This window comes from Winogradskyella sp. A3E31 (assembly GCF_046720935.1).
In the GTDB taxonomy this organism is placed as follows: domain Bacteria; phylum Bacteroidota; class Bacteroidia; order Flavobacteriales; family Flavobacteriaceae; genus Winogradskyella.
This window is the reverse complement of record NZ_JBHNWH010000007.1, coordinates 20746-38122: the sequence shown is the minus strand read 5'-3', so window position 1 is coordinate 38122 and position 17377 is coordinate 20746. Positions and strand designations below refer to the sequence as shown.

Here is a 17377-nt window from a genome sequence, read left to right as displayed (position 1 = left end):
GTCTATGTCTGATGTTGCTATCATCGAAAATTTCGTTTCAAAATATGCTGCCTTAAAAAAAGAAATCGCTAAGGTCATTGTTGGCCAAGAAGTGGTTATTGACCAAATTCTTATTTCTATTTTTTCTGGTGGTCATTCTTTGTTAATTGGAGTTCCTGGCCTCGCAAAAACCTTAATGGTCAATACTATTGCCCAGGCATTGGGATTGGACTTTAAACGCATTCAATTTACTCCAGATTTAATGCCAAGTGATATCTTGGGGAGTGAAATTTTAGATGAAAACAGACACTTCAAATTTATTAAGGGTCCGATTTTTGCCAATATTATTTTAGCTGACGAAATCAATAGAACCCCACCAAAAACTCAAGCAGCGTTACTGGAAGCCATGCAAGAACGTGTGGTAACCGTTGCAGGTCAAAGTTATAAGTTAGCGCTACCATATTTTGTGTTAGCGACTCAGAATCCTATAGAACAGGAAGGAACTTATCCTTTGCCAGAAGCTCAGTTAGACCGTTTTATGTTTGCCATTAATTTGGAATATCCTTCATTTAAAGAAGAGGTTGAGGTTGTGAAATCTACCACTACGGATGTAACCCAGACCATTAACCCTTTATTTACTGCTCAGGAAATTATCGATTTTCAGAATGTAATTAGGCGTATTCCTGTAGCTGACAATGTTATTGAATATGCGGTCAATATGGTTAGTAAAACAAGACCTAATGCATCAACCGCAGCTGATTTAGTTAAGGAGTATGTAGATTGGGGTGCAGGTCCAAGAGCCTCGCAGAATTTAATAATGGCTGCGAAAACACAGGCAGCGTCCAAAGGGAAGTTCTCACCAGACATAGAAAATGTACAAGCGGTGGCAACCTCTATCTTAAGGCATAGAATTATTAAAAACTACAAAGCAGAGGCTGAGAATATTACAGATCAGCAGATTATTAAAAGCTTGTTTTAAACCTCAGATAAGCATAGTTTTACAAGCACTATGTTTAACCATCCCAATAGAATATTCGGTTTAGATGTGCTACGTGCACTTGCTATCACGTTGGTCGTTGTTTCCCATTGTACATATTTAATTCCACAGTCAGACTCCCAGTTAATTCTTGCTATAAGAACCTTTGGTGCCATTGGTGTCGATTTATTTTTTGTGTTAAGTGGATATCTTATAGGAGGCATCTTGTTGAAGCATCTAGAAAGAAACCAAACCTCATTTAAAGACCTCTTTCGTTTTTGGAAACGACGGTGGTTACGCACCTTGCCAAATTATATGGTGGTTCTAATTTTAAATTGTGTATTGTTGTATATTCTAGAAGACCAGATTATTCCAGGAGTATGGGAGTTTTTCCTCTTTATCCAAAATTTCTCTTCTTCTCATCCAGACTTTTTTACCGAGGCATGGAGTCTGTCTATTGAAGAATATGCCTATTTGTTTTTACCGTTCCTCATTTTTATAGCATTGTCTTTTTTTAAGAAAACGAAACCTAAGAGTTTGTTTCTTAAAGTGACACTTATCACAATTTTAGGTCTCTTTGTTTTAAAAATTCTATTTTATTTCAAATATGATATTAATAGTTACAAAGAGTGGAGTAGTAGCTTCAGAAAAGTTGTTATTTATAGAGTAGATAGCATTTACATCGGTTTTGTATTGATATATTTTGTTAAAGCTTACAAGGACTATTTTATAAAATTAAGATATTGGCTATTGGGAATAGGGTTATTACTTTTTATAGCATTGCATGGTTTCATTTTTGAAAACAACGCTTTGCCTCAAGATTATCCGTTTTTCTATAGTATTATTTACCTATTACTGCTGTCTGTTTCCTTAGTGTTGTTATTTCCTTTTTTCACAAGCTTATCTAGACCTAAAATCGGTCAGAGGTTGGTATTTTATATAAGTACAAGATCTTATGCAATCTACCTTGTAAATTATTCATTGATTTTATTGACAATCCAAGAGTATTTTGAAGCATCCTTTTTAGGTATTCCATTCTATTTGATGGCTACAATTTTAGCTTCTGAGTGCCTTTATCAATGGGTAGAAAAACCTTTTTTAAAATTTAGGGAAAATCATATATCCCGATTATAACTTTTAGAGTTAAAATTCAGGCTAAAATTTTATCGAATATTTAATTTAAATGTTGATTTTCTGATAATAATTAAATTTGAGTAAGTATAAAGTGTGTTTTGATATATTTAATTCAAAGATTAATCCTTTTCATTACATAATTTTCAAAAACGACTAATAATTCGTAATTTTGCAAGACTTGAATAATCAACTTATAATAGAAAAATATGGCATTTGATATTGATATGATAAAGGAGGTTTATGCTAACATGGAAGCTCGTGTAGATGCTGCCAGAGAAATTGTTGGTAAGCCTTTAACCCTTTCTGAAAAAATATTATACTCTCACCTTTGGGATGGCGAGCCTACCAAGGCTTACGTTAGAGGAAAGGATTACGTAGAGTTTTCGCCAGATAGAGTGGCGTGCCAAGATGCAACGGCTCAAATGGCATTGTTACAGTTTATGCAAGCTGGTAAGCCAAAAGTTGCTGTTCCGACAACAGTGCATTGTGATCACTTAATCCAGGCTAAATCTGGTGCGGCAGCAGATTTAAAACATGCTAACGAAACTAGTAGTGAAGTTTTTAGCTTTTTGGAATCTGTTTCAAACAAATACGGAATTGGATTCTGGAAACCGGGAGCAGGTATTATTCATCAAGTGGTATTAGAGAATTATGCATTCCCTGGTGGAATGATGATTGGTACAGATTCACATACTGTTAACGCCGGAGGTTTGGGAATGGTTGCTATTGGAGTTGGTGGTGCGGATGCAGTAGATGTTATGGCAGGCATGGCTTGGGAGCTTAAATTCCCTAAATTAATAGGTGTACGTTTAACAGGGAAACTTTCTGGTTGGACAGCACCAAAGGATGTTATACTTAAAGTAGCTGAAATTCTTACCGTAAAAGGCGGAACAGGAGCAATAGTGGAATATTTTGGCCCAGGTGCTGAAGCAATGTCGTGTACTGGTAAAGGTACCATTTGTAATATGGGTGCTGAAATAGGTGCTACCACTTCTACTTTTGGGTACGATGACTCTATGTCTCGTTACCTTAGAGCAACAGAACGAGCTGACGTCGCCGATGCTGCTGACAAAATTAAATCCTACCTAACAGCTGATGATGAAGTTTATGCAAATCCAGAGCAATATTTCGATCAGGTTATAGATATCAATCTAGATGAGTTAAAGCCATTATTAAACGGGCCCTTTACTCCAGATCTTTCTACTCCAGCAGGAAAAGAAATGACAACTAAGGCCAAAGAAAATGACTGGCCAATGCAAGTTGAATGGGGATTGATAGGATCTTGTACTAACTCTTCTTATGAAGATTTGTCTAGAGCGTCTTCAATTGCGCAACAAGCTATTGATAAAGGGTTAAAAATGAAATCCGAACTAGGAATTAACCCAGGTTCTGAGCAAGTGCGATTTACTGCAGAACGTGATGGTATCCTTCAGATTTTCGAAAAATTAGATGCTAAAATATTCACAAATGCTTGTGGACCATGTATTGGACAATGGGCAAGATATAATGACCCAAAGAATGCACCAAAAAATAGTATAGTTCATTCCTTTAACAGAAACTTTGCCAAGCGTGCAGATGGTAATCCAAACACGCACGCCTTTGTTGCGTCTCCAGAGTTAACAGCTGCTATAGCAATCTCTGGGAGATTAGATTTCAATCCAATGACAGACGTTTTAATCAATGAAGAAGGACAAGAAGTTAAGTTTGAAGAACCGACAGGATGGGAATTGCCACCTAAAGGTTTTGAGGTTGAAGAAAATGGATATTTGGCACCTGTAGCAGATGGTAGTGGTGTAGAAGTTAAGGTGAGTGATGACTCTGAAAGATTACAATTATTAACACCTTTTGAACCATTAGGAAATACAATCAAAGGTGCAAAACTGTTGATTAAGGCTTTTGGAAAATGTACAACAGACCATATATCAATGGCAGGTCCATGGTTACGTTTCAGAGGTCATTTAGATAATATTGCAAATAATACGTTGATAGGTGCAGAAAATGCATTTAACATGAAAACAAACTTCGTTAAAAACCAGTTGACTGGTGAATACGGAGGCGTACCAGATGTGCAACGTGCTTACAAAAAGGAAGGTATTCTTTCGGTAGTTGTTGGTGATCATAATTATGGAGAGGGATCTTCAAGAGAGCATGCGGCAATGCAGCCAAGACATTTGGGTGTAGCGGCAGTAATTGTGAAATCTTTTGCCCGTATCCATGAAACCAATCTTAAGAAGCAAGGGATGCTTGGTTTAACATTTGCAAATGAAAGTGATTACGATCTTATTCAAGAAGATGATACCTTTAACTTTTTAGACTTGAATCAGTTTGAAGAGGATAAGCCTTTGCATGTTGAAGTAGTTCATGCTGATGGTTCTAAAGACACTATTAAATTGAACCATACATATAATAAAGCTCAAATAGCTTGGTATAATGAAGGTTCGGCATTGAATCTTATAAAAAAGGAGAATGCAGCCTAAACATACTTAATGTATTAAACTTAAAAAAGGTCTTGAATTTTAAGACCTTTTTTAATTCTCATATATAAAATAAAAAAGCCTTTTCGATCGAAAAGGCTCTAATTTTTACTTCAATACTAATTATAAAGCATTAACGTGTAGAGTTAATTGGGATTTTAGATTCCCTGCTTTATTAGCATGAATAATATTTTTCTTAGCTAATTTATCAATCATGCTAAGCACGTTAGGTAACATTTTTTGAGCTTCTTTAGCATCAGTAACCTCACGTAGCTTTTTAATAGCACTACGAGTTGTCTTATGCTGATATCTGTTAAGAACGCGTCTTTTTTCGTTACTTCTAATTCTTTTTAAGGCTGACTTATGATTTGCCATTTTATTTTTTCTTTTTAAAAATTGTAGCCCGTAGGGGAATCGAACCCCTCTTACCAGGATGAAAACCTGGCGTCCTAGCCGATAGACGAACGGGCCATTTATTAACACAAACTTCCTAGTCTAAATTGAATGATTTTGGAAGTAATTTAATTTAAATGAACAGACAATGTTTCCATTGCGGATGCAAAAATACAACTATTTTTAAATGTTGCAACATCAAATTAATTTTTTTTCAAAATTAATACGCCTTGGCGAAAAGCACCCTGTGTTTAGAGGGTTTGCTACTATATACGCAAGTACCATCTTCGAGTTTTAAATCGTTAGGAATGCATCTAATTGTCGCTTTTGTAAGCTCTTTGATTTTTGTCTCTGTTTCGGAGGTACCATCCCAATGTGCGGATATGAAACCAGTTTTTGTTTCTAATACTTTTTTAAATTCCTCAAAAGTGTCAACTTCCGTAATGTGATCGTCTCTAAATTTTAGAGCTTTAGTGAACAAGTCAGATTGAATAGTTTCTAGAAGAACTTTGATATGAGTAGCTATACCATCAATAGGAACAATCTCTTTAGTCAAATTATCCCTTCGAGCTAACTCAACAGTTTTATTTTCTAAATCCTTTGGGCCAATAGCAATTCTAAGAGGAACACCTTGTAATTCGTGCTGTGCAAATTTTGCTCCAGGTCTATGTGTGTCCCTATCGTCAAATTTTACACTGATATTATTATCTTCTAATTGAGATTTTAATTCATCTACAACGTTTCTTATGGCCTCACGTTGCTCGTCAGATCTATAAATAGGAACAATAACGACTTGAAATGGTGCTAAATTTGGTGGGAGTACCAATCCGTTATCATCGCTATGTGTCATTATTAATGCGCCCATTAAACGTGTAGATACGCCCCAAGATGTGGCCCAAACATAATCTTGTTTTCCATCATTGTTTGTGAATTTCACATCAAATGCCTTTGCAAAATTCTGTCCTAAAAAGTGCGAAGTACCAGCTTGTAAGGCTTTACCATCTTGCATTAAAGCCTCAATACAATGTGTGTTTAGTGCCCCTGCAAAACGTTCGCTCTCTGTTTTAATGCCTTTTATCACAGGTATTGCCATAAAATCTTGTGCAAATGTCGCATAGATGTCATTCATTAGCTCTGTTTCAGAAACGGCTTCGGCTTCAGTGGCATGAGCGGTATGTCCTTCTTGCCATAAAAATTCTGCCGTTCTTAAAAATAACCTGGTGCGCATTTCCCAGCGAACAACATTGGCCCATTGGTTGATTAGAATGGGAAGGTCTCTATAACTTTGAATCCAGTTTTTATAGGTGTTCCAAATAATGGCTTCACTAGTTGGTCTTACAACTAATTCCTCTTCTAATCGCGCATTAGGATCCACTCTTAACTTTCCAGGTGAATCAGGGTCATTTTCTAATCGGTAATGCGTCACTACTGCACATTCCTTAGCAAACCCCTCAGCATTTTTCTCCTCAGCTTCGAACAAGCTTTTAGGAACAAAAAGTGGAAAATAGGCATTTTGATGCCCAGTAGCTTTGAACATCTTATCCAGTTGTGCCTGCATTTTTTCCCAAATAGCATAGCCGTATGGTTTAATTACCATACAACCTCTTACTGCAGAGTTTTCTGCTAAATCGGCTTTTACAACGAGCTCATTGTACCATTTGGAGTAATCTTCAGCTCTTTTAGTTAGATTTTTGCTCATCTTAAGGGTTTTGGCACAGAATTTGTGACTTTGTTAAATAAAAAGATAGTACGGCAAAACTAACTATTTTTGTAATGTTCAACAATTAAATCAAACAGATATGCGATTTATTACTCGACAAAAAAATATTAATCCAATTTTAACTGCAGTTGGGGCATTCCTCCTTTTGGCCTCTTGTGGTTCGTACCAATATGTTGGTTACGATAACGATGGTATTTACGGTGCAGAAGGGCCTGTGGTTGTAGAGGTTGAACGTGCAGCACCGTACAATTCTGATTATTATCAAAACTATTTTTCAGGTGAGGCCCAAGAGATTGCGGAAATCAATTCTGAGTCAGACGTTTTTACTGATATAGATTCTTACGAAGGAAATGGAGAAGTTACTGAAGAAGCTGAAATCAATTACGCTGGTTGGGGTCAAGTAAATGACCAAGTGGTTATCAATATTTATGATAATGGCTGGAACAACTGGGGATGGGGTTGGAACAATTGGGGTATTAATTACTTGGGTTGGAATAGGTTTTATACTCCCTTACACCCTCTAAATAATTGGGGTTGGAATCGTTGGGGATGGAACCGATGGAATAATTGGTACGGCTTTGGTTGGGGTTTAGGTACAGGTGGATTATATCCAAGTCCTTATTATTGGTGTCCTCCTTACAACAATCATGGCGTTTTTAATGGTTATAACGGATATAACTCTCTAGCATATAATTATGGGCGTAGAGGTGCAAGCTATGGCAGATCGAGTTCATACCTTAATAATAGGTCTGTTGCTAACCTTGGTAGATCCACAAATGATGTTATCAATCGACGCTCTAGAGTAACTTCTAGAAATAATTCAGTTAGAAGAACAACAGCAATCAATAGTGTAAATAGACCTAGTCGATTATCTCGAAGTGTTCGATCTGGTAATGATAGAACAAGAGTAAGATCAAATACACGATATGTAAGACCAGGTAGCTCTAACACTAGATATGTAAGGCCAGGTTCAACAAGAACACGAACAAGAACAGTTAGGCCAGGTTCTAGTTCATCTACAAGAGGAAGAATCTCTAGACCCTCTTCATCAAGAGGTTCTAGTAGGTCCGGAACTGTTAGAAGATCAACTCCTTCAAGAAGTTCAGGAGGAACTGTTCGCCGTTCTTCAGGTTCGTCTAGAAGTTCTGGTAATGTAAGATCTAGTTCAAGCTCGTCAAGAAGTTCGGGTAGCTCTTCTTCATCAAGAGGTAGTTCAAGATCGTCATCTAGAGGGGGCCGCGGATAATCCTAACTTAAATTTAAAATTCATCATGAAAAAACTATTCCTACTTGGTGTAGGCTTAATGACTATGCTCTTTATTAATGCTCAGGATTATACAGATGCACTGAGATATTCTCAAGAAAACATTCAGGGAACAGCAAGGTTCAATGCTTTAAGTGGTGCCTTTGGTGCACTTGGTGGAGATATTTCTGCCATAAGTATAAATCCAGCAGGCTCAGTGATTTTTGCTCAAAGTACAGCAAATCTTACATTGGGTAACCAAAAACAGAAAAACATGACATCTTATTTTGGTAGTGAACGTTTTTCTAAAATATCAAATTTTGACTTATTACAAACAGGAGCTTCATTTGTTTTTGAGAATTCAAATCTAAATTCGCCTTGGCGTAAGTTTGCCCTAAGTATTGCTTATGACCGAACTAAAAATTTTGAGAATTCTTGGAGAGCTGAAGGTATTAATAGATTTAATACAATCGGACAATATTTTTTAGAATTTGCTCAGGGTCAAAGGTTAGATGAAATTTCTGCTTTTTCTGGTGAGACAATTTCGGAAGCATATGCTGAAATTGGGGAAGTATTTGGGTTTGGTAATCAACAAGCCTTTTTAGGTTACGAATCTTTTATTTTAGATCCAGAGATGAATACTGATGACAATACTAATTATATCAATAATATCACTGGTGGTGACTATGACCAAAGGTTTGACTATAATGCAACAGGATATAACGGAAAGTTAGCTTTTAATTTTGCTACACAGTTTGAGGATAGACTTCATTTAGGTCTAAATCTTAACTCACACTTTATTAATTATGAGCGTTTTACCTTGTTGAATGAATTTAATAATAATATTGGAACTTCTATCATCAATGTTAATTTTGAAAATTATTTACGTGCAACCGGTAGCGGGTTTTCATTTCAATTGGGAAGTATTTTTAAATTAACAAATGAACTTAGAGCAGGTTTGGCTTATGATTCTCCAACTTGGTTTTCAATTTCTGAGGAAGGTTCTCAATATGTTGATGCCACCAGAAATGATAACGGTAGTACCATAACAGAAGTTATAGATCCTAATATTATAAATATTTACCCAGAATATAGATTGCAAACACCAGGGAAGATTACAGGAAGTTTGGCTTATGTTTTTGGTCCCCAAGGCTTAATTAGTTTTGACTATTCTCGTAAAGATTACGGCAGTATAAAATTTAGACCAACTTCTGATGATTATTACATGTTTCAAAATGAATTGATAGAGAATATTTTTGATACAGCAGCTACCTACCGTTTTGGAGCAGAATACAGACATAAGCAATTGAGTTTTAGAGGTGGTTATCGTTTTGAAGAAAGCCCTTATAAAGATGATTCTTTCTACGGAAACTTAACCGGTTATTCTTTAGGTCTAGGTGTCAATTTTGGTAACATGACAGTTGACGTTTCATATAGCTCATCGCAACGTGATGTAGGGTATCAACTATATTCTAATTCTTTTGAGTTTACTAGTGCTACAACGATTGATGAAACTCAAAATAATTTCTTATTAACTCTTGGATTCTCAATTTAATTCAATGTGTCTCTAGCATAGGAAGACAAGAAAATTTGAATTAAATTTGAATACATTCTAATCTATATGAAACTCACCAAATCGAGAATAAGCTCATTTATTTTTCTTGTGGTTATAGTCATTTTGGTTATACCTCAGACAAGAACTCCTATCCAAATAGTATTTCATAAACTAATTTCAAAAGTGAGGACAGTAGAAGCGGACATGCCAGATGATAGAATGGCATTGACTAATTATGATTGGCAGTTAATAGATGCTTCGGGTAACCTTTACGACTTTAATGAGGCCAAGGAAAAAGTAGTTTTAATTAATTTTTGGGCTACTTGGTGCCCACCGTGTATTGTTGAAATGCCAAGTATGCAGAAATTGTATGATACTTACCAAGATAAAATCGTATTTCTTTTTGTAACCAATGATGATTTTGACTTAGTCAAAAAATTTAATCAAAAGAATGACTATACTTTTAAAGTGTACAGACCAAAAACAGATTCATCTCATTTATTTGACGTCAAATCAATCCCAAGGACCTTTGTAATAGACAAATCTGGTAAAGTAGCTATAGATAAGTCTGGTGCTGTGGATTGGTATTCAGAATCGGTAAAAGAGCAATTGGATGAATTGTTAAAACAATAAGTAGAATTACTTAAAATACTTAAAAGGTACAATCAACATCCCAAAGTTTTCACCTTTATCTTTTCCTAAGTGTTTATGGTGAATTTTATGTGCACGCCTTACTCCACGAGCGTATTTATTATCAATATTTCTCAGCCATTTAAAACGTTGGTGGATAAAAATATCATGTACAATAAAATAAGCCATTCCATAGACTAATATTCCTAAACCAATTGGTAAAGCAAACCAGACATCTTCATAACTCCAGAGGTAAAAACAAACCATACTCACTATAGCATAGAAGATAAAGAAAGCGTCGTTGCGCTCAAACCAACTATCGTGATCTTTTTTGTGATGATCCTTATGAAGGCTCCACAAAAATCCGTGCATAATATATTTATGTGTAAACCATGCATTAAACTCCATCATAAAGAAAGTGCCTAAAAAGATAAGTATCCAATAAAGGGTTTGCATTTTATTATTTAAATTTTAAATAAGGTTTAATTGATATTTTACATAACTCCGTGTCAGCAGTTCTACCTTTTTATAGTTTGGAACTCTAATCCGTGCTGACTTTATATCTAAAGCAGGAGTTTTCTTTAATTTCTCTAGTAATTTGTTGTAGTAACGATAGGCCATAAACACACCAAAACGAGCTTCTAAAGGTAATTTTTTGATACCTTCTAGTCCAAGTTTAAAATCTTCTTCAATTTCGGTTATGATTACTAATTTTGATGTTTCATCAAGTTGGGATAAATCGGTATTTGGAAAATAAGTTCTATTTAAATCTTCGTAATCTGCTTTTAAATCCCTTAAAAAATTGACTTTCTGAAAAGCAGAACCCAAACTCATTGCAGCGTGTTTTAATTCCTCATATTTTTCTTGATTCCCGCTGACAAAAACCTTTAGGCACATTAACCCAACCACATCTGCTGAACCATACACATATTGCTTGTATTCTTCTTCTGTAAGGTATTTTTGTTTAGTTAAATCTAAACGCATACTATTCATAAAAGACTCCACAAGGTGTCTTTCTATATTGTATTTGTGATATGTTTCTTGAAAAGAGTTTAATATGGGATTGAGGCTGATTTTCATTTCTAGAGCTTGGTCTAAATCTTTTTCAAAATTAGAAAAGAGTGTTTCTTTATCGTAATCATGAAAAGTGTCCACAATCTCATCAGCAAACCTTACAAAACCATAAATGTTATAAATATCTTGCCGAATACTTTCCGAAAGCATTTTTGTAGCCATTGAAAATGAAGTGCTATAAGACGTGGTTACTATCTTACTACATTTTCGGGATACGTTATCAAAAATAGATTTCATAGCTCTTTAGGTTGTTTGATATTTCTGAATTAAATCTGCTACTAGTTTTCCCGAAATAATGGCTGGTGGTACTCCCGGTCCTGGTACTGTTAATTGTCCTGTAAAGTAGAGGTTTTTTACTTTTTTACTTTTTAAATTAGGTCTTAAAAATGCTGTTTGTTTAAGCGTGTTTGCCATTCCGTAAGCATTGCCTTTATATGAATTGTATTGTTCAATAAAATCATTGATACAGAAGGACTCTCTAAATATAATATTATTTTTTACATCCTGTAGGGTTTTCTTTTCAAAGCGATCAATTATCATATTAAAATAAGTATTTCTTAAGTCTTCGGTATCCTCTATGCCTGGGGCTATTGGAATAAGAAAAAAACCTGTTTCACAGTTTTCTGGCGCCATAGAGGAGTCAGTTACGGAAGGAAAATTAACGTAAAATAAAGGATTTTTTGGCCATTCTTTTCGGTCGTAAATGGATTCTGCATGAGCTTCAAAATCAGTATCAAAAAATAAGTTGTGATGTTCAATGCCTTTAATTTTTTTATCAAAACCAACATAGAATAACAGAGACGAAGGGGCAAAGGTTTTACTGTCCCAATACCCTTCAGAATACTGCCGATATTTTTTATTTAATAGGGTTTCAGAGTGATGATAATCAGCACCACTTAGAACAAAATCACTAGAAATAAATTCATTATTAATTATAACACCAGTCGTTTTTCCATTTTCAACGACAATTTGCTCAACAGGACTATTAGTATAAATTTTCACTCCTAAACTTTCAGCTAGAGATTCCATAGCGAGCACAATCTGGTAAATGCCCCCTTTTGGGTGCCACGTACCTAGGCCAAAATCGGCAAAATTCATAAAACTGTAAAAAGAGGGCGTGTTGCTAGGTTTGGCTCCAAGGAAAAGTACTGGGAATTCTAGTGTAGAAATCAGCTTTGGATTTTTAAACCGTTTTCTTACTTCTGAACTTATAGTTTTAAAAAATTGATCAACGCGCGTTATGGTATCTTTGGTTACAAGCTCTAGAGGTGACAAACCTGGTTTTAATACAATCTTATTGATAGCTATGTCATAATTTTTTTGAGCTTGAGCAATAAATTTTCTCAACGGAATAGAACTTCCAGCTTCTATGCGCTCAAACTCATTGCAAATCTTGTCCATGGTGTCGCCGACGGTAATGGTGTCGTCATCAAAGAAAATCTTGTAAGCTGGATTCAATTTTTCTAATTGGTAATAATCTGAAGTTTGTTTTTCAAAATCTTTAAAAAAATGGTCAAAGATATCTGGCATCCAGTACCAACTAGGACCTATATCGAAAGTGAAACCGTCTTTTTTTAGTTGCCTTGCTCTGCCGCCTACTGTACTATTCTTTTCGAAAACACTGACATTAAAGCCGTATTTTGACAAATAGCATGCAGCCGATAAAGAGGAAAAGCCAGAGCCAATTATAGTAACATTGTCTTTCATTCCACCAAAGTGCTATAGTTTTTTAACAACTTCTTTAATAGAAGTAAAAGCTTCTATTTTATTTGGCAGACTTTTGGTGTCAATATGCTCTAGCATTTTACCTAAGACCCAAAGCTTTGATTTTGTAGATTTAAGTAGTGTATTATTGAAATCTAAAAGATACTTTTTAATTTTTTCTTTTTCTGGCTTTACGGTAAAGTAGGATATAAAGGTGACATCTTCATGGTACTTCAGTATTTCTGATAAGTTATCCATTGGCACGCTTGCCCCCAAGGATATACACCTATGGTTGTTAGATACTATTTCATAATTAATAAATAACAATCCTATTTCATGGATCTCATTATCTGGCAGATATAACACATATGTTTCTTCAGAGCATTGAGATTGTTTTGATTGTATCAATTCAATGTTTAGTAAGATTTTCTGCTTTATAAAAGCGACTAAAAAATGCTCGTGCGCTGGAGTGATTGTTGTGGTCTGCCACAATAGACCAATTTCATTTAATAATGGAATGAAAATATCATAAAAAATGCCCTTGAAGGTTTTTTCTTTTAAAAGGGAATCATAAGTTTTATAGAGTAGATGTTGATCAAAATTGATCATAGCTAACTTAAACGCATTGATAGCATGATTTTCCGTTTGGTCTTTTTGAGCAATTTCATTTGCTAAAGAAGGAATATGTTTGTCATCTAATGTCGCTATTTTAGATATCTTATAGCCATTATTGTTTAAGTAGCTGACATTCATTAATTTTTGAAAGTCCCCTAGATCATAATAGCGTATATTAGTGTCTGTGCGTTTTGGGGATAGTAAATTATAGCGCTTTTCCCAGATCCTGATAGTATGAGCCTTTATCCCTGTTAAGTTTTCGAGGTCTTTTATGCTAAACTCATTTTTAATATTGTTCATTTTTTATAAAAAATGTTTAAACAAAAATAGAATATAAATACATACGCCAAGCGTATTTAACATAATTTAAGTAAATGAAAGGAAAATGTGCGCACGAGAAGACTCGAACTTCCACGACCTAAAGCGGTCACTGGCCCCTCAAGCCAGCGCGTCTACCAATTCCGCCACGTGCGCAAAATAGTTGAATAAAGATAAAAAAAAAGTTAAGCAAAAGCTTAACTGTTTGTGACCGGGCTGGGGCTCGAACCCAGGACCCTCTCCTTAAAAGGGAGATGCTCTACCAACTGAGCTACCCGGTCAATAAGTGTTTCTCTAACGAGGGTGCAAATATAAAATGATTAATTAATAAAACAATACTTTTTTTATTTAAATTTCCGTTTTTTTGAGGTACAAAAAATAACACTCTAGCAATCAAAAACTAAGGTAAAATGAACATTGTTTTAATGGGGTATATGGGCTCTGGAAAATCTACAATCGCTATGGAACTTCAAAAGGTTCTAAGCTATAAATGTATTGATTTAGATGATTATATAGAAAAGAAGGAAGAACGCTCAATTTCTGACATATTTAATTCTAAAGGAGAGATATACTTTAGAAAACAAGAGACCTTATATTTAAAAGAATTATTAAATGAAAGCACTTCGAAAATAGTAGCTGTTGGAGGAGGAACTCCTTGTTACGGTTCTAATACGGATTTTATAATTAATCATAAGCGCACAAGATCAATATACTTAAAGACTTCTATTTCTGAGTTGGCTAAGAGACTTTTTCCAGAAAGAGAGAAAAGACCACTAATAAGTCACCTTAACACAATGGACGATTTAACCGAGTTCATAGGGAAACATTTGTTCGAAAGGTTAGCATTTTATGATAAAAGCGACTTCACAATAACAACCGATAATAAAACAAAAGCTCAAATAGTTGAAGAAGTCGTAGCTAAATTAATCTAAGAAGGCTTCGTAGGGTTGTTTGGATAAATTGATTTTAACATGCTCGTTCAAAGAAGTTGATAATGAAATACCTTTAAAATCAGCTTTTACCGGAAATTTCTTGTGATTTCTATTAACTAATACAGCGGTTTTAAATTGTTTGACAGGCACATTTAAAAAATGTTTGACTCCATACATTAATGTACTGCCTGAGTTTAGAACATCATCAACAAGAACAATAGATTTATTAGTATAGTCTTCGGGAGACATAGAAGTTTGAACACTCTCTAAAGGATTTTTTTTATCCAATGAAACTTTACATAGGCTACTTTCTATAGCTGAAATCTTATCTAGCTGCTTTTTAACCATCTTGGCTAGCGCATAACCTCCTTTTTCAATTCCAGCGATAACTAACTCTTTTTCGTCAACATTACACTCATAAATTTGATAGGCAATGCGCCTTACTTTATTTTGAATTTCTTTGTGGTTGAGAATAATGTTTTTGCTTGTTGTCATTGTTGCTTTTTTTCAAAGATAAAAAAGAGTTCTTTATCTTTTCTTGAAGGAATGGAATTATATGAAGGACTTAATGTTTTAATCAAAAAATGCTTTTGAAAATAACTTTTATAAAGTTCTGCATCACCTCCAAAAGGTGGACCAGATTCAGTTAATGGAAAATCAAATAAAAGACCTACTAGCTTACCATTTGGATTAAGCAAACTATGCATTTTGCGAACGTAATTTATCCTAAACCCAAGGTGCAATGCGCAAAAGAAGGTTTGCTCAATAATAAGGTCGAAGGACATTTGTAAGCCAAAAAAATCACTATAGATAATTTGAGAATCCGGAAATAAAGGCGCTCTCTTCTTAAAGCTTTTTAAAGGAGCTAATGCCAGATCGATTGTAAATACATTCTTAAATCCACTTTCAAAAAGGTATTCTGCTTCATAGCCATGACCGCAACCAGGGATTAGTATTTTTAAAGATTTATCTTCAAGTTGATTGAAATATTCTTTTAATGGAGTGGAAATATGTCCAATGTCCCAAGCTGTTTCATTGTTTTGATAACGGTTTTCCCAATAACTTTCATCAAATTTATTCTTCTTCATTTATATAGTAGTCAATTGACCTTCGATCCTTTTTGGTTGGTCTTCCTGTACCTTTTTTTCTGTAGTAGTCTTTACTGTATTTTAATAGCTCTTGTGCTTCAAAAGCTTCTTTTGGAGTGATATCAGTTCTATAGATATCAATTAGTTTTGCACCAACTCGGTTTGGTGGGATGTCATTGACTTTTAATTTATAATTAATTTGGTTTTTTCGGAGGTCAATAATATCTAATGGAAAAACTTCCCGGCTTGGTTTTGCAGCTATATCATTTATTTTAACGTGTCCTTTTTTACATGCCGTAGTTGCTAAACTACGGGTCTTAAAATACCGTGTGCACCATAAATATTTATCTACTCGCATATTTTAACTAAAAGTACGTTAATGTCCTTGTGCAAAAGTATTATATTATTGTATCTTGCGGCACTTAAAATAACGTTAATTGACGCAATATTAATTAGCTCTTTATACACTAAAATATGAGAATTAAGGAAATTTTTAGATATATAAGTATATTCGGGACCCTATTGGTAGTTGCTGCTTGCTCTAGTGACGATGATGGAGATTTTATACCTGCTCCAGATAATGACAGGGGAGAACAACAAGCTACTGATATTGCCCTAATTGAAACATACCTTAGTACACATTACTATAATAGTGGTTTTTTTGAAACAGGAACAAATCACACTGTGGATGATATTTTCATAACAGAATTACAAGATGGAGAATCTGTGCCAGATGGACACACCTTGCTTATTGACTCACCAAACTTAGTTGAAGCAGAGCAACTTTTCGAAGAAACAACATATACATATTATTATTTATTGCTTAATGAGGGTGGCGGGAGTGAATCTCCAAATTTTACCGATAAAGTACGGGTTGCATATGAGGGAAGTTTACTTTCTGATTCAAGCGTATTTGATAGTGCACCAACACCTTTAGATTTTGATTTAGTTGGATTTGGAGCAGGAGGCTTAATCAAGGGATGGCAATATGTGCTACCTGAGTTTAATACGGCCCTAGATTTTACTACAGGGTCCAATGGCGTTAATTACAATGATTTTGGTTTAGGTGTAATGTTTATACCTTCAGGATTAGCATATTTTTCTACTGGAACCATATCTGGTGTGCCATCTTATTCAAATTTGGTTTTTAAGTTTGCATTATACCAAACAGAGGAAAACGATCACGATAATGATGGAGTGCCTTCTTACCTTGAAGATTTAGATAATGATTTAGATGCTTTTACCGATGATACTGATGGTGATCTATTTGCAAATTATATTGATACAGATGATGATGGAGACGGAGTTTTAACTATTAATGAGCTTTTACCGAAGACTTATACTGTCGATACTAGTATGGGTGAAGAAGAACCTGAATTGGCAGATAATGAATTTGAAAGAAGCCGAAGTGAATCAAATGGAATTATAACTATTAATACTGTTACAATAATAGACACCGATAACTCAGATAATAATAATATACCAAATTATCTAGATCCAAATATTACAATTGACTATAGTGACAACTCCTAATTAGATATA

17 protein-coding genes and 3 tRNA genes are annotated in these 17377 nt (G+C 34.7%); 8 read left to right on the top strand and 12 right to left on the bottom strand.

Annotation, left to right across the window (positions count from 1 at the left end; genetic code table 11):
- The first annotated feature begins 4 nt into the window (after positions 1 to 4).
- The 3 genes from ACFEMA_RS09755 (at position 5) to ACFEMA_RS09745 (ending at position 4566) form a co-directional block, all read left to right on the top strand.
- Entirely contained in the window at positions 5 to 958 is a 954-nt protein-coding gene (locus ACFEMA_RS09755) for an AAA family ATPase (protein WP_411767972.1), read from the top strand.
- A 30-nt stretch (positions 959 to 988) separates the two neighbouring features.
- Positions 989 to 2089: an acyltransferase family protein gene (locus ACFEMA_RS09750; protein WP_411767970.1), complete on the top strand. Its 1101-nt coding sequence runs from the start codon at positions 989 to 991 to the stop codon at positions 2087 to 2089.
- Positions 2090 to 2295: 206 nt separating this feature from the next.
- Complete coding sequence (locus tag ACFEMA_RS09745; RefSeq protein ID WP_411767968.1) at positions 2296 to 4566, top strand: aconitate hydratase; 2271 nt, start codon at positions 2296 to 2298, stop codon at positions 4564 to 4566.
- A 120-nt stretch (positions 4567 to 4686) separates the two neighbouring features.
- Here ACFEMA_RS09745 and rpsT read toward each other — a convergent pair whose 3' ends face one another.
- The 3 genes from rpsT to proS all read right to left on the bottom strand — a co-directional run bounded on the left by rpsT (position 4687) and on the right by proS (position 6655).
- Positions 4687 to 4938, bottom strand: a complete 252-nt coding sequence (gene rpsT, locus ACFEMA_RS09740; protein ID WP_411767966.1) for a 30S ribosomal protein S20 — start codon at positions 4936 to 4938, stop codon at positions 4687 to 4689.
- 24 nt (positions 4939 to 4962) lie between these two features.
- Positions 4963 to 5034: transfer RNA gene (locus ACFEMA_RS09735), tRNA-Glu, on the bottom strand.
- 142 nt (positions 5035 to 5176) lie between these two features.
- Positions 5177 to 6655 carry a proline--tRNA ligase gene (gene proS / locus ACFEMA_RS09730; protein ID WP_411767964.1) on the bottom strand — a complete coding sequence of 493 codons (1479 nt, stop codon included), beginning with the start codon at positions 6653 to 6655 and terminating at the stop codon, positions 5177 to 5179.
- A 100-nt stretch (positions 6656 to 6755) separates the two neighbouring features.
- On the opposite strand from proS, the gene ACFEMA_RS09725 reads away from it, so the two are divergent.
- The 3 genes from ACFEMA_RS09725 to ACFEMA_RS09715 all read left to right on the top strand — a co-directional run bounded on the left by ACFEMA_RS09725 (position 6756) and on the right by ACFEMA_RS09715 (position 10107).
- On the top strand, positions 6756 to 7922 hold the full coding sequence (locus ACFEMA_RS09725) for a hypothetical protein (RefSeq protein ID WP_411767962.1): 1167 nt from the start codon (positions 6756 to 6758) through the stop codon (positions 7920 to 7922).
- A 25-nt stretch (positions 7923 to 7947) separates the two neighbouring features.
- On the top strand, positions 7948 to 9474 hold the full coding sequence (locus ACFEMA_RS09720) for an OmpP1/FadL family transporter (protein ID WP_411767960.1): 1527 nt from the start codon (positions 7948 to 7950) through the stop codon (positions 9472 to 9474).
- Between the two features lie 66 nt (positions 9475 to 9540).
- The gene (locus tag ACFEMA_RS09715) at positions 9541 to 10107 is read left to right on the top strand and encodes a TlpA family protein disulfide reductase (RefSeq protein WP_411767958.1); all 567 of its coding nucleotides are present in this window, start codon (positions 9541 to 9543) and stop codon (positions 10105 to 10107) included.
- A gap of 6 nt (positions 10108 to 10113) precedes the next feature.
- Here ACFEMA_RS09715 and ACFEMA_RS09710 read toward each other — a convergent pair whose 3' ends face one another.
- The 6 genes from ACFEMA_RS09710 to ACFEMA_RS09685 form a co-directional block, all read right to left on the bottom strand.
- Positions 10114 to 10560 carry a sterol desaturase family protein gene (locus ACFEMA_RS09710; RefSeq protein ID WP_411767956.1) on the bottom strand — a complete coding sequence of 149 codons (447 nt, stop codon included), beginning with the start codon at positions 10558 to 10560 and terminating at the stop codon, positions 10114 to 10116.
- 15 nt (positions 10561 to 10575) lie between these two features.
- Entirely contained in the window at positions 10576 to 11415 is an 840-nt protein-coding gene (locus tag ACFEMA_RS09705; protein WP_411767952.1) for a phytoene/squalene synthase family protein, read from the bottom strand.
- Between the two features lie 6 nt (positions 11416 to 11421).
- The gene (locus ACFEMA_RS09700; protein WP_411767951.1) at positions 11422 to 12885 is read right to left on the bottom strand and encodes a phytoene desaturase family protein; all 1464 of its coding nucleotides are present in this window, start codon (positions 12883 to 12885) and stop codon (positions 11422 to 11424) included.
- Positions 12886 to 12897: 12 nt separating this feature from the next.
- Entirely contained in the window at positions 12898 to 13797 is a 900-nt protein-coding gene (locus tag ACFEMA_RS09695) for a MerR family transcriptional regulator (RefSeq protein WP_411767950.1), read from the bottom strand.
- Positions 13798 to 13885: 88 nt separating this feature from the next.
- A tRNA-Leu gene (locus ACFEMA_RS09690) sits at positions 13886 to 13971 on the bottom strand.
- A 52-nt stretch (positions 13972 to 14023) separates the two neighbouring features.
- Positions 14024 to 14096, bottom strand: a tRNA-Lys gene (locus ACFEMA_RS09685).
- A 129-nt stretch (positions 14097 to 14225) separates the two neighbouring features.
- Here ACFEMA_RS09685 and ACFEMA_RS09680 point away from each other — a divergent pair.
- Positions 14226 to 14747: a shikimate kinase gene (locus tag ACFEMA_RS09680; protein WP_411767949.1), complete on the top strand. Its 522-nt coding sequence runs from the start codon at positions 14226 to 14228 to the stop codon at positions 14745 to 14747.
- Here the strand turns inward: ACFEMA_RS09680 and ACFEMA_RS09675 are convergent.
- From ACFEMA_RS09675 to ACFEMA_RS09665, 3 genes are read right to left on the bottom strand one after another with little or no spacing between them, the layout of a single operon-like run.
- A complete protein-coding gene (locus ACFEMA_RS09675; protein ID WP_411767948.1) occupies positions 14739 to 15242 on the bottom strand; it encodes a phosphoribosyltransferase family protein in 504 nt (167 codons plus the stop codon). The genes ACFEMA_RS09680 and ACFEMA_RS09675 overlap by 9 nt on opposite strands.
- The gene (locus tag ACFEMA_RS09670; RefSeq protein ID WP_411767947.1) at positions 15239 to 15835 is read right to left on the bottom strand and encodes a methyltransferase domain-containing protein; all 597 of its coding nucleotides are present in this window, start codon (positions 15833 to 15835) and stop codon (positions 15239 to 15241) included. Before ACFEMA_RS09670 ends, ACFEMA_RS09675 begins: the two co-directional genes overlap by 4 nt.
- Positions 15822 to 16193 (bottom strand): RNA-binding S4 domain-containing protein, encoded by a 372-nt coding sequence (locus tag ACFEMA_RS09665; RefSeq protein WP_411767945.1) that lies wholly within the window; start codon positions 16191 to 16193, stop codon positions 15822 to 15824. The genes ACFEMA_RS09670 and ACFEMA_RS09665 overlap by 14 nt, the downstream gene beginning before the upstream one ends.
- A 116-nt stretch (positions 16194 to 16309) precedes the next feature.
- Between ACFEMA_RS09665 and ACFEMA_RS09660 the strand changes: the two genes are divergently transcribed.
- A complete protein-coding gene (locus tag ACFEMA_RS09660) occupies positions 16310 to 17368 on the top strand; it encodes an FKBP-type peptidyl-prolyl cis-trans isomerase (protein WP_411767944.1) in 1059 nt (352 codons plus the stop codon).
- The last annotated feature ends 9 nt before the right edge of the window (positions 17369 to 17377 follow it).